Annotated in this window: 10 protein-coding genes and 2 pseudogenes; 11 read left to right on the top strand and 1 reads right to left on the bottom strand. The window is 43.6% G+C overall.

Annotated elements, in window-relative coordinates:
* Nucleotide 1: 1 nt before the first annotated feature.
* The 11 genes and pseudogenes from rbsK to nrdG all read left to right on the top strand — a co-directional run bounded on the left by rbsK (nt 2) and on the right by nrdG (nt 13256).
* Nucleotides 2-883: a ribokinase gene (gene rbsK / locus NST20_RS13830; RefSeq protein ID WP_340702990.1), complete on the top strand. Its 882-nt coding sequence runs from the start codon at nt 2-4 to the stop codon at nt 881-883.
* Nucleotides 883-1275, top strand: a complete 393-nt coding sequence (gene rbsD / locus NST20_RS13825) for a D-ribose pyranase (protein WP_041819467.1) — start codon at nt 883-885, stop codon at nt 1273-1275. The genes rbsK and rbsD overlap by 1 nt, the downstream gene beginning before the upstream one ends.
* A gap of 57 nt (nt 1276-1332) precedes the next feature.
* Nucleotides 1333-2189, top strand: a pseudogene (locus tag NST20_RS13820) (sugar ABC transporter ATP-binding protein); the annotation flags it as partial.
* 410 nt (nt 2190-2599) lie between these two features.
* Entirely contained in the window at nt 2600-3895 is a 1296-nt protein-coding gene (locus NST20_RS13815; protein ID WP_118500524.1) for a transposase, read from the top strand.
* A gap of 237 nt (nt 3896-4132) precedes the next feature.
* Nucleotides 4133-4924 (top strand): hypothetical protein, encoded by a 792-nt coding sequence (locus NST20_RS13810; RefSeq protein ID WP_342399680.1) that lies wholly within the window; start codon nt 4133-4135, stop codon nt 4922-4924.
* An 896-nt stretch (nt 4925-5820) separates the two neighbouring features.
* Nucleotides 5821-6261: pseudogene (locus NST20_RS13805) on the top strand (GntP family permease); the annotation flags it as partial.
* Between the two features lie 12 nt (nt 6262-6273).
* Complete coding sequence (locus tag NST20_RS13800; protein ID WP_342399679.1) at nt 6274-7419, top strand: glycerate kinase; 1146 nt, start codon at nt 6274-6276, stop codon at nt 7417-7419.
* A 509-nt stretch (nt 7420-7928) separates the two neighbouring features.
* The gene (locus NST20_RS13795) at nt 7929-8978 is read left to right on the top strand and encodes a 2,3-butanediol dehydrogenase (protein WP_342399678.1); all 1050 of its coding nucleotides are present in this window, start codon (nt 7929-7931) and stop codon (nt 8976-8978) included.
* Nucleotides 8979-9114: 136 nt separating this feature from the next.
* Nucleotides 9115-10194: a PRK06851 family protein gene (locus NST20_RS13790; RefSeq protein ID WP_013860503.1), complete on the top strand. Its 1080-nt coding sequence runs from the start codon at nt 9115-9117 to the stop codon at nt 10192-10194.
* 717 nt (nt 10195-10911) lie between these two features.
* A complete protein-coding gene (locus tag NST20_RS13785) occupies nt 10912-12783 on the top strand; it encodes an anaerobic ribonucleoside triphosphate reductase (protein WP_342399677.1) in 1872 nt (623 codons plus the stop codon).
* Nucleotides 12780-13256, top strand: a complete 477-nt coding sequence (gene nrdG / locus NST20_RS13780) for an anaerobic ribonucleoside-triphosphate reductase activating protein (protein ID WP_342399676.1) — start codon at nt 12780-12782, stop codon at nt 13254-13256. Before NST20_RS13785 ends, nrdG begins: the two co-directional genes overlap by 4 nt.
* Here the strand turns inward: nrdG and NST20_RS13775 are convergent.
* Entirely contained in the window at nt 13213-13488 is a 276-nt protein-coding gene (locus tag NST20_RS13775) for a hypothetical protein (protein WP_342399675.1), read from the bottom strand. The two genes, nrdG and NST20_RS13775, sit on opposite strands and share 44 nt — an antisense overlap.
* Nucleotides 13489-13643: the final 155 nt, after the last annotated feature.

Here is a 13643-nt window from a genome sequence, read left to right as displayed (position 1 = left end):
AATGGTGCAAATTACAGTGGTCGGAAGCATCTCAATGGATCTTGTCGTGACGGCTGACAGAAGGCCACAGGCAGGAGAAACCATTTTGGGGCACTCATTTAAGACGGTGCCAGGAGGAAAGGGAGCAAATCAGGCCGTTGCTGCGGCAAGGCTTGGGGCAAAGGTAAACATGGTTGGCTGTGTTGGGGATGATGCGTATGGCACGGCCTTAATTGAAAATTTGCGTCAAAATCATGTTTCTGTACAATATGTGGAACCGGTTACACATTGCGGTTCCGGCACCGCGCATATTACGTTGGCGGAAGGGGACAACAGTATTATTTTTGTCAAAGGAGCAAACGATTTTGTCACACCGGATTATGTGAAAAAGGCAAAAGAAGCGTTTGAAGGCTCTTCTATTGTCTTAATCCAGCAGGAAATCCCGTACGAAACAGTTGAATATGTCGCGAAACTTTGCGAAAAAAACCAGATTCCGCTCTTGTTAAACCCTGCGCCGGCGCGAAAAATTTCCCCAGCGATTCTTGAAAAAACGGCATACTTGACGCCAAATGAGCATGAGTGCAATGTCCTTTTCAACGGGATAGGCAGGTCCGAAGCGCTAAAACGACATCCAAACCGGTTAATCATTACAGAAGGGAAGAACGGGGCAAGATTTTATGACGGAAGAGAAGAGATTGTCGTGCCAAGTTTTCCGGTTAAAACAGTGGATACCACCGGCGCCGGTGATACTTTTAATGCCGCATTTGCAGTGGCCGTTGCAGAAGGGAAAGAAATAAAAGAAGCGCTTTTGTTTGCAAACCGTGCTGCCTCGTTGTCGGTGACAAAATTCGGGGCACAGGGCGGCATGCCCACCCGCGAAGAAGTAGACGGGAGGAAAGAATGATGAAAAAGCACGGAATGCTGAACAGCTCGATTACAAAAGTCTTGGCAGACCTGGGACATACAGATTGGCTTGTGATTGCCGATGCCGGGCTGCCGGTTCCTAAAGGCGTGCCAAAAATTGACCTTGCATTAACTCCGGGAACCCCTTCGTTTAAAAGTGTGGTCAAGGCTGTCTGTGATGACATGGTGATAGAAAAAGCCATTGCGGCAGAAGAAGTGAAAGACGGAAACCCGGGCCAGCTGGCGTTTTTAAATGAACAATTTCCGAATTTGATAGAATTCGTTCCACATGAGGATTTCAAAAAAATGACAGAAAAAGCAAAAGCGGTTATCCGTACCGGGGAAATGACGGCTTATTCAAATTGCATTTTACAGGCGGGTGTCTTTTTCTAAGAATGCAGCTGTTTTAGAACAAAGTAAAGGATGCCAGAAATAAAGGGAGGGAACCCGATGCAAATTGAAATGCATGACATCTATAAATCTTTTGGTGCCAATAAGGTGCTTGAAGGGGTAAATTTTTCGCTGTTGCCCGGCGAGGTCCATGCATTAATGGGGGAAAATGGTGCTGGAAAATCAACTTTAATGAATATTTTAACAGGCCTCCATCAAAAAGATAAAGGCAAAATTATTATGAATGGCAAAGAAACATTTTTTCAAAATCCAAAAGAGGCGGAACAGGCCGGCATTGCATTTATCCATCAGGAATTAAATATTTGGCCGGAAATGACTGTCCTTGAAAATTTATATATTGGAAGAGAAATAACACGTCCCTTTGGTGTTTTAAAAACGAAGGAAATGAAAGCGCTAGCAAAAGGCGTATTCGATCGTTTAAACATTTCTTTGCCATTTGACCGGCTGGCCGGTGCCTGTTCGGTAGGCGAACAACAAATGATTGAAATTGCGAAAGCCTTGCTTACAGATGCTGAAGTCATGATTATGGATGAACCAACGGCTGCTTTAACCGACCGTGAGATTCAATCTTTATTTTCTGTCATCGAATCACTGAAAAAGAATCATGTTTCGATTGTCTATATTTCTCACAGAATGGATGAAATTTTTCAAATCAGCGACAGGATTACAGTGATGCGGGATGGTAAAACAGTCGATACAAAACGGACGAAAGATACCGGTTATCAGGAAGTCGTTAGAAAAATGGTGGGCCGTGATTTAGAAGAGCAATTTCCACAAAGAACAGCCGCCAAGGAAATACGATTTTAGAAGTCCGCCATTTTTCCAGCCGGCAAAAATTCAAGGACATCAATTTTTCGGTCCGGTCCGGGGAAATCCTTGGGGTTGCAGGGTTAATAAAAGTAACTTTTATCAAGAAAGGAGTGAGAAATGCTTCCCAAAATATGGTGAAAATTTAAGATATTTATGCTAGAATATGTATGTAAGCGTGTAACTAAGTATAGGGGGAATAAACTAAGTATAGGGGGAATAAAATTGAAAAGAATTTTAGCAGTGGTTTTAATTTTTTCTTTGTTTGAGGTAATTGCGATGTTACAGACTCCTTGTAGCCCAAGGGTTTGAAAAAAGGATAAAAAAATTTTCCCCCTAAAAAGAGGGGGAAACAAGCAAAAATGATAAAAAAATAAGGAGTGGACAAAAATTCCACCCCACTGAAACAAAAACAGGTGAACCCGTTTCCCCAGTAGGTTAAAATAGTTTTAGGACTAACATCTTAACACTGGGAGTTAACACTGGGAGGTTCACCTGTATGGCTATTATACCACAAATGAGTCTGTTTACATGGAAAGAAATTGAGATTCTTGGAGATTTAGACCGTCTTCGCCTTGTACTGGACTACATGCCTGATGAAGCGTTCATGCAAAGCCTTGAAAAGAAAAGGGGGAAGGGCCGTAATGACTACCCCGTTCGTGCCATGTGGAATTCTATCTTGGCAGGCATTGTATTTCAACATGAAAGCATTGAGAAATTACGCCGTGAACTCTCCCGTAATGGCCAATTAAGGGAGATGTGTGGCTTTGAAGGGCAGGTTCCAACTTCATATGCCTATACGCGCTTTCTAAAATCCCTAATCCGTGACGAAGAAATGATGGATAAAATGTTTGAGACTTTGGTAGAACAGCTCCTGGAACGGTTGCCGGATTTTGGTAAACGCTTGGCAATCGACAGCAAGGCGATCTCATCGTTTTCTAAACATCCGAACAAGCATGAAACCAAGGATGGCCGCCGGGATCTGGATGCAAATCATAGCCAGAAGGTTTACAGTGGTGTGACAAAAGAAGGCAACCCATGGCAAAAAGTTGTGAAATGGTTTGGCTACAAACTGCATCTGGTGGTGGATGCAACCTACGAGTTACCGGTAACATTCAAGGTTACAAAAGCGTCTGAGTCAGACATTACGGAAGGGCATAAACTCTTAGAGCAAATGGAAGAAAAGCAGCCAAAGCTTCTGAAAACAGCGGAAACGATGGCGGGAGACCGGGGTTATGATGACACGAAGCTGATTACGAAACTCTGGGATACGTATAAGATTAAGCCCATCATTGATATTCGCAATATGTGGAAAGACCCCGACAAAACACGATTACTCCCGGGAAAGGAAAACGTCGTTTATAACTACAAAGGAACCGTATCCTGCGTATGCCCTGAAACAGGTAAACAACGGGAAATGTGCAACGGGGGATTTGAGAAAGACCGCCAGAAACTAAAAAAACTTTGCCCGGCGAAACAAATGGGAGTGACATGTGAAGGCAAGGCTCAATGCCCCGTGGCACAAGGGCTCCGTATCTCATTATCTGAAGACAGGCGTATTTTTACACCCATTGATCGATCGAGCTATAAGTGGAAAAAAGAATACAACAGACGTACAGCTGTAGAGCGCGTGAACAGCCGGCTTGATACTTCTTTCGGCTTTGAACTTCATACAATTCGGGGAATGGCTAAAATGAAGCTGCGTTGTGGACTGGCACTCTGTGTCATGTTAGCCATGGCCTTAGGCCGGATCAAAGAGAACCAGGCTGAAAAAATGAGAAGCCTCGTTTCTTAACTTATCCACATAAAGGAAATCAATTTCAAAAAAAGCGCTTGTGGATCATTGGATTCGTGCGCCTTTTTTTAGATACATTTCTATATTTTTTCAACAATTATCTGATAACAGTACATTTTTTAAGCGTGTAAAATTGACTTTATAGTGAAAATGGGCATATATTTATCTGACAATATTATATTTCTGGTGGTGTTCTATTTGCATTGAAAGAAAAATTGTTAACATCGCAAAAAGCTCTTGTTTTGTTTTTCATTAGGAAGTTTATCCACAAAAGCAGCAACAACTGAAAAGGATTCAATAAAGACAGCATCTGAACTTCAAAATAAGTTAACATCGTATTTAAAAACAGCTAATCCAAAAACAGATGGTGAAGTAGAGAAAGTAGTTTCGGATTTTTATAAAGACAATAACGTTGATAAAAAGATTACCTCTTCTTTTGATAACACGGGCTTACCTAATATTGAATATAGTGAAGGAACATCAGAAAATAATGCAATAAACATAGACAAATATATTGATGAAAATGTTGATAAGGGTAATTTTGTTGAAAAAAAAGTAAATGATAATGTTTCAGTCATTTTTACAAACAGTCCTGTTTATTTTATTGAAAGTACTGAAGAAACGTTAACATTGCCTAATACAAATAAAAATGGGGTAATGAGATTAGCTGCTTCTAGATACAAAAATACAAAAACAGTTACACATAGGTATACAGCTAAAAGCTGGGTTGGTTTAACGTTATTCAAACTTGGAGTCAAGGGTTATTTCTCTTATAATGGCTCAAAAGTTAAACCTCATTTAAATGATGCTTGGTATACAAGAGGGACATTATCAATATGGCAAGTATCTGGTTGGCACAAAGGTACCTATACAAAAGGGAGCAACTATGCGGAAGTATACGGAAGAGGGAATTTTCATTACGGCTTCGAAGTTAAAGGTGTAGGATTAGTAATTCAAGATAAATATTTTAAAGTGTATTTATCTTCAAATGCCAAGGGAAAAGTTTCAAAACATACTACAATTCGTTAAGAGGTGTGTTATTTTGAAAAAGTTCTTTATTTCTAAGAGTTTTGTTATTACATTCATTATTACTTTGTTTTTATTTAGTACTCAATTTGTATTAGTTAATGTTACCGGGACAGAAATTTTTAATCTTTTTGCTACATCCTTTATTGTTTCGATAATAGTTTCATTGATTATTAAGTTGTTTAAAAAAAATAATGTGAAAACGCAAAACTAATTTTATAAACCCCTCTATTTCAAAACAAGGGGAAAGGCAAAACTGCTTATATTCCTTTATTTTGCTTTCTAAGCTGTTTTAAGGTGTGTATTTCCCCTTGTTTTCTATAAAAAAACATGATACAGGCAGACTTTTAAGCGAATAAGCTCTATTTAGGGCTTGCTGAATAAGCAAAAGTCCTAGACTTGGTAAGGATACTGACAGCTTTGGCCGAACTTTAAATGCAAGGGTTTTATAAAAAATGCAGGAAAAACTTTGCACTCTAAAGCTGATTCAACATACAGAGAGGACAGAATAAAGCATTTTCGCAGATGCATTCTCCTATGATATTGAGGTAGAGCTTGCTGACAAATCAGATACAAGCCATAATCGGATTCGTTCAGCAAGCCCTATTTAGAGCGTCCTATCTCCTTTAATTTTTCAATCAATTCCTGCATGGTCATTTTTCCGGTCAGTACGGTCATTACATTTTTCATATCTTCCTCGTCATGTCCATGCCTGATAAATATAGGGAATGCCTGGCATACTCTAAGGCTTCTTTCAGGACTTTGGGATCCTTTATGGGATCTTTCATAGGATTTCCTCCATCTTTCCAATAATGAGCTCTCTCAGGTACGCAGACAGCTTCATATCGCCTCGATCGTCTTCAATTACTTTCCAATATTCTTCTGGTAAGGTGATGGATACCGGCCTGCAAAATATGACGGCAACCGTGCTGATCTTAATCGGTGCCGGCGCCATTGCCGGGCTCATTTCTGCTTCCAATCTTTCGACTGAGGTGGTGGCACTGATTAAAGCATCCGGCATCTCGGGGACGTTCCTGGCGCCCATTTCCGGCATTTTGATGGCGGCAGCTACAGCTTCCACATCAACAGGGGTCATCCTGGCAACCGGTTCGTTCAGCAAAGCTATTCTGGACATTGGGACTGCTCCGATTGCAGCTGCGGCAATGGTTCATACCGGTGCTACAGTCATTGACCAGCTGCCGCAGGGAAATTACTTTCATGTCACAGGCAGCAGCATGAATATGTCCATAAAAGAAAGAATGAGCGTCGTTCCGTACGAGGCACTTGTCGGGGGAACGATGGCGATTGTGGCAACCGTTTTATACGGATTTCTATTTTAATGGGGTGAGATGATGAAAAATCCAGTTTTTTTATTAGCGCCGGATTCGTTTAAAGAGAGCATGACGGCAAAAGAGGTATGTGCCGCAATGGAAGCAGGGATTAAAAAAGCGATCCCGGATGCTGTTTGCATTCAGGTTCCAATGGCGGACGGCGGGGAAGGAACGGTTCAATCGCTGGTGGATGCAACAGGCGGAACGATTTACCAGCAAACCGTCACAGGGCCGCTCGGACATCCGGTCACGGTCAGGTACGGGATTCTCGGAGACGGGGAAACGGCAGTAATTGAAATGGCATCTGCAAGCGGCATTCATTTGGTTACAAAAGAAACGAAAAATCCGTTGGTTACCACAACCTACGGCACCGGAGAACTGATTAAAGCCTGTCTGGACAAAAAAGTAAAACAGATTCTGATCGGCATTGGCGGCAGTGCCACAAACGACGGGGGCGCCGGGATGGCACAGGCGCTCGGTGTAAAATTTTTAGATGAAAGGGGCAGGATGCTTCCGTTTGGCGGCGGTGCACTCGGAGATTTGGCGGAAATTGATTTGGGCGGCCTTGATCCGCGCTTGAAAGAGGTGCAAATTTTTGTCGCATCGGATGTTACCAATCCTTTATGCGGGGAAAACGGCGCTTCCCATGTATTCGGGCCGCAAAAAGGCGCGACGAAAGAAATGGTTGCGCTCTTGGATGCCAACCTTTCGCATTATGCCGCCATCATCAAAGAACAGCTTGGCAAAGATGTTGCTGAGGTCCCAGGGGCAGGGGCTGCAGGCGGCCTCGGTGCCGGTCTGATGGTGTTCACGGATGCCGTGTTAAAAAGCGGCATCGAGCTTGTCGTGGAATACACCGGATTGGAGCAAAAAGTAAAAGATGCTGATATCGTTTTGACCGGCGAAGGCAGCATCGATTTCCAGACGCAGTTCGGGAAGACCCCTTATGGCGTGGCCAGGGCAGCAAAAAAACATGGGAAACCCGTAATTGCCGTTGCCGGTTATGTCGGGGAACAAATTGATGTTTTATATGAAAAAGGCATTGATGCGATCTTTGGCATCCTGCCCCGCCCGATGGCGCTTGAAGACGCTTTGCAAACGGGTGCTGCCAATATTGAGAGAACATGCGAAAATATCGCGCGGCTTTTGGTGCTGGCGAAACAGTAGAGGGCGTATCATATTTTCACGAAACGGCAGCAAGCCGTTAACTGTGATTAGATGCCCATGCCGCAGTGAATACGGCACCACCAGAAAAACGAAAATCAGCCGGCGTATATTTTCAGGATAGACGCCCTGGTGATGCAAACCAATGGATGCCGTTAAAAATTCCGGTACAGGACGTTAGCCATTTGTGCAAGCTAAACCGCCATACAAAGCCGCAAACGAGCGCAGACCGCAAAAAGGCTGCGCTTTTCATCTGCGCAGCAACCGGTATGCCAGTTCGAACAGATCAAACAGCTGAAACGGATTTTTTCCTGTCAACTCTTTAAAATTTTTATGGAAGAATGTTTGTCTGACTGGATTAAAATAAAAGTCCGCTTTTTATGGAATTTTATCTTATTTTAACGCGATATCCATGAGGTGTAAGCGTATTAATTACTATTTATATATAATAATATTACTATGTATTTGTGGTAAACGATATTCAAAGGAAAATTTGCAAGGGAGTGGAAGAAATGAAAGCAGCAGTATGGCACGGAGAAAAAGATATTCGTGTAGAAGATGTTGAATTGCGCCCGTTAAAAGAGAATGAAGTGAAAGTAAAAGTAGCATGGGCCGGGATTTGCGGCAGTGACTTGCATGAATACCAGGAAGGGCCGGTATTTATTCCTGTTGGCGAAGAAAATGAATTTACCGGTGAAAAAGCGCCGCTCACGATGGGGCATGAATTTGCCGGTGTGATTGAAGAAGTCGGATCAAAAGTTACCAAGTATAAAGCAGGCGACAGGGTTGTTATTAACCCGACGATTACCCGCGGAATCAAACCGGATGAATTCGATCGTTATGACGGCTACGCTTTTATTGGATTACATAGCAATGGCGGATTTGCGGCATACGCCAACATTCCAGAAAATAATATTTACCGCGTGCCGGATTCCTTGTCTTTGGAGGAAGCTGCATTAGTTGAGCCTAGCGCGGTTGCTGTACAGGCTGTGAAAGATAGTGGTTTAAGATTTGGCGATACGGTTGCGATTTTTGGTGCAGGCCCGATCGGATTATTGACCATTGTTGCAGCACGTGCGGCAGGTGCAAGCCGGATTGTCGTGGCGGATTTGTCGCAACCTCGTCTGGACCTGGCGAAAAAAGCAGGCGCGACCGACATTATTAACTCCGGGGAAAAAGATGCCGTCCAAACCATCCGTGATCTTGTTCCGGGCGGCGTAGATGTATCCTTTGAAGTGGCCGGCGTTGCTCCGACTTTCAAACAAGCACTTGATGCAACGAAAGCACGCGGGATTGTCGATGTCATTTCTATCTTTGCACGCCCGATAGAATGGAACCCGATGCAGTTAACGAATACAGGTGTTAGCGTTACAGCATCGATTGTTTACACGAAGAAAACATTCCAACAAACGATTAACCTGATTGCATCCGGCCAATTGAAACCGCAAGACGTCGTTACCAGCCATATCCAATTGGAAGAAATCGTTGAAAAAGGCTTCGAAGCTTTGACAAAAGACAAATCCCAGGCGAAAATTTTGGTTAAATTGAGCGGGGAGAATTAACCTTTTAAGAAGAGGCCGGCCCGGGCTGATTCCGGGCCGGCCTCTTTTCTTTGCAAGAGGAAATCACAACCTTTTTGCGGGGCGCATAGGCTAATGTGGAAAACCGTTAATTATCCAAACAGAGGAGTGGCGGGATATGGCTAGAAAAGTGTTGCATTATTTTGCAGGCGGCAATACCGGGAAAGGGTTTGCGCATTATTTGGATTCAAGTTTGCAGGGTTTGGATCGCGTGTTTATTTTAAATGGCAGGACAGGGAAATCATACATCATGGAAAAACTGGCGGAAGCGTGGAAGCAAAAAGGTTATGATCTTGAACTGATTCATTGCCCGTCTGCCCCTGATTCGCTGGATGGCCTGATGATTCCAGGATTAAAAACAGGAGTGGTGGATGGGAATGCGCCGTATGCGATTGAACCGAAAGCAAATGGATCGGTTATGATCCTGGAGGACGCATTGGACGCCAAATATGAAAAAGAGGTATTACAGCTGAATCGCCGTATACAGGAAGCCTATCAATCTGCGTACAAATCGTTTGCGGAAAGTTTGCGCCATCATGATGACTTGGAGGCCATTTACTTAAAAGAAATGGATTTTGAAAAGGCAGGCCAGGTGACACAGCAGCTGATTGAAAAGCTATTTGGCGGGAAAACCGGGGGCGGGAGCGCAACGGTATACCACCGTTTTCTCGGGGCAGCCACACCAAACGGAGCAGTTGACTTTATCCCAAATCTGACGGAGGGGCTATCGAAACGCTATTTTATAAAGGGGCGGGCCGGAACCGGCAAATCCACAATGCTGAAAAAAATTGCGGCCAAAGCGTCAGAAAAAGGATTCACGACTGAGATTTACCATTGCGGATTTGATCCAAACAGCCTTGATATGGTCATCGTCAGGGAACTCGGGTTTTGCATTTTTGACAGCACCGATCCGCACGAATATTTCCCTGAGCGAAATGGGGACGAAGTGATAGATATGTACGCGGCTGCGGTGACGCCGGGTACGGATGAAAAATACGCAAACGAAATTCAAGCTGCCCATAAGCGGTACAAAGACAAAATGAAAGAAGGGACCGCCTGGCTGCACGAGGCAAAAGTGCTGAACGATAAACTGGAAATGTACTATGATGAGGCACTGGACTTCGCAAAAGCGGACCAGATCTATCTCAAGATCAATCAAGGTATCCAGGAAGCTGAACGCCTGCAAACGCAATCGTGATAAAATGGGATGCCGCCGGGAAATGCGGCATTTTTTTGAGGAAATGTAAGGCATTGCGGGGTTTTTCGGGAAGGCCCGTGTTTTTCAAAGTAGATTCTCATGCCCAGTGAACGCGGCACCAGCAGAAGAATGAAAATCAGCCTGTGCAATTTTCCAGGATAGTAAGGAAAGGCATCACGCGATTCCCCAGGTACCGATTTGCCTCCATAAGGCAACATATGATTCCCCACGGGGCTATCGTCTTGTTGAAAAACATTACGGTTTCCCGGTTTCCAGCGTAAAAGGGAAAAAGAAAGACCCGAATCGTTTTCCGGAGACGCTCCCCCTTTCGTATTGAAATCCAAAACACACTATGGTAGGATACTATATGTAGTTAGTTGTCTAGGAAATCAATACTAAATATGGTGTTTTGGGGGTGGCAGATCTGTCTGAAAGGGAATCCAGTTTAAATCCGGGCTGCCTACAAAACTGTTCGGCTGTATTGCCCATCAGAAGGGCCAGAAGCACAAGCCAGGCCTGCCATAACTTGATGTTTCGGAGGGCGGAATTTTTGCCGTTTTGGCCGCCGTTTATTCCGCGATTGAACGGGTTGGTCGGGCAAGGATGTTGCGGAAATTTTAAGCCGCTACGCCGCAGCCTTTTTTCATTGAAAATGCATGATGTGCCACCTATTTTTTCATGCCCAAAACCGGTGCGTTAGAAAGGAGAACCAGTAAAATGATGACAAAAAATGAACAAGAAACCAGTGGCGTTTTTCCCCTGCATGCCTTAAATGAGATTGTGTTTTCCCGTAATCATGATTTAATACAAGAAAATGCAAATATGGATGGCTCTTCACCAATGGGGCAAATGTCAAAAATCTCTTCTGAAGTCAGCAAAAGTTATGCAAAGCAAATGTTGCTTAGCAAAGAGGTCGTAAAGGCGATTGATGACAATTTTATTTACCCCCATGACCTTGATTTTATGGTAACGGGTACGACCACATGTTGCCAGATTCCGCTGGGCAGGGTATTAAAGGGCGGATTTAATACCGGACATGGGTATATGCGTGAACCGAAAGACATTGGCAGCGCGATGGCTTTAGCAGCGATTATTTTCCAAGCCAATCAAAATATGCAGCATGGCGGGCAAAGTTTTCCGATGTTTGATTATGATCTTGCTCCTTACATAGAGAAAACCTTCCATAAAAATAGAAAACGTTTGAAAACCTATGCCACCAGCTATACAGACGAAGAGCTTGAGGCATTAGCCTGGGAAGAAACCGACCGGGATGCGTACCAGGCATGTGAAGCTTTTATCCATAATTGCAATTCGATGCATTCCCGCGGGGGAGGGCAGGTCCCGTTTGTATCTATTAATTACGGTACCGATACGTCCAAAGCCGGGCGATTGCTCATAAAAAATATGTTGTTGGCAACGAAAGCCGGGCTCGGGAAAGGGGAGACACCGATTTTTCCCATTCAAATTTTTAAAATGAAAAAAGGGATCAATTTTGAACCCGGGGAACCAAATTATGACTTATACCAATTAGCACTTGAAACGACGGCAAAACGTTTATTTCCGAACTTTAGCTTTATAGATTCCACGTTTAATCGTCCCTATTATGACGGCACGCCGGAATCAGAAATTGCGTATATGGGCTGCCGCACCCGTGTGATGGCAAACCGCCATGGAAAAGAAAATAGTATCCGCCGCGGGAATTTGTCCTTTACTTCTATTAATCTTGTAAAAATAGCGCTGATTGCTAAAAATGAATGTGAATTTTTTAACATACTAGATCGTTATCTTCACCTTGCCATTCAACAATTGTTAGAACGGTTTCATTTCCAGGCAAAAAAGCAGGCGAAACATTTTCCTTTTTTGTACGGGGAAAATATTTGGCAGGATAGCGAAAATTTAAACCCGGATGATGAAGTAGGAGAAGTATTAAAACATGGCACATTAAGTGTTGGTTTTATTGGACTGGCTGAAGCACTGGTTGCACTGACAGGCAAACATCATGGGGAGTCTAATGATTCTTATCAATTAGGGTATCGTATCATTCAGCATATGCGGGAGAAAGTGGACAAAGCAAGTGAGACTTATGATTTAAACTTTTCCTTAATTGCAACGCCGGCAGAAGGGTTATCAGGGAAGTTTACGCGAAATGACCAAAAAGAGTTTGGAAAAATTCCCGGGGTGACGGACCGGTCCTATTATACGAACTCATTCCATATTCCGGTTTATTATCAAATCAAGGCGATTGATAAAATAAAAATTGAAGGTTCTTTTCATAAATTATGTAATGGCGGCCACATCACTTATATTGAGTGTGATGGGGATGTTTCAAAAAATGTCCGTGCTTTGGATCGATTGGTAAAAGCCATGGCGCAATATGATATTGGCTATGGTGCCATCAATCATCCCGTCGACCAGTGCGGCGTCTGCGGTTATTCGGGAATCATTGATAATGAGTGCCCGGTTTGCCATAATGCCGATGAAGGTAGGATTGGGCGCATTAGACGAATAACCGGTTACCTGGTTGGCGATATGAAAAGGTGGAATTCAGCCAAACGTGCAGAAGAGAGCGAAAGGGTGAAACATCAATGAGGGTCATGAATATCATCCACGATTCGGTTGTTGACGGTGAAGGTTTGCGAACCGTGATCTTTTTTGCAGGCTGTCCGCACTTTTGCAAGGGATGCCATAATCCGCGGAGTTGGAATATCCATAATGGGACAGAGATGCCGGTTGAAGATGTCGTTGCAGAAGTGGCCAGCAATCCATTAACAGATGTAACCTTTTCCGGCGGTGAACCCTTTTTTCAAGCGCAAGAAGTGTGCGAAGTGGCAAAACGATTAAAAGCACTGGGGAAAAACATTTGGGTTTACTCAGGCTATACATTTGAACAATTAATCGCTTCCGATGATCCTTGTAAACGGGAATTGCTGCGATATTGTGATGTGCTCGTTGATGGCCCGTTCCTATTGGCAGAGCGGGATTTAACCTTATCCTTTCGCGGGAGCAGAAATCAGCGGATTATTGATTTAACAACAAAGCGGGAAATGGAAAGATCATTTTAATCAAAGGCAAAAGTGGAGAGATGGTTGCCCATCTCTCCGCTTTTGCCGGTGTATAATCTAGCTTGTTCGGATGAATCATAGGATGGAAGATTTCTTTATAAACTATATCATCCGTTATCTTCTTCATCATTTTTCGCGGCGCATCTTTAGCAAGGCTGGTCGCGCTGCGGATGCGGGATTTTCCGAATACAGATGCTTGGTTGACCAACTTGGCAACGGGTTCAGAGTACATGAACGATAACCTGTATTTTATTGAGAAGCGGGATGGCTTCATTTCTCACTTTATCCTGCAACTGTTGAACAATTTGCTTGGCTGGTCGGCATGATGAAAAGGCCCGATTTCCCCCTGAAAGCAGCCCCTATATGATCAAGGTAAAACTGATCATT

This window comes from Weizmannia sp. FSL W8-0676 (genome assembly GCF_038593015.1).
In the GTDB taxonomy this organism is placed as follows: domain Bacteria; phylum Bacillota; class Bacilli; order Bacillales; family Bacillaceae_C; genus Weizmannia; species Weizmannia coagulans.
The sequence above is the reverse complement of the archived record's forward strand: the minus strand, read 5'-3'. Positions and strand labels throughout refer to the sequence as shown.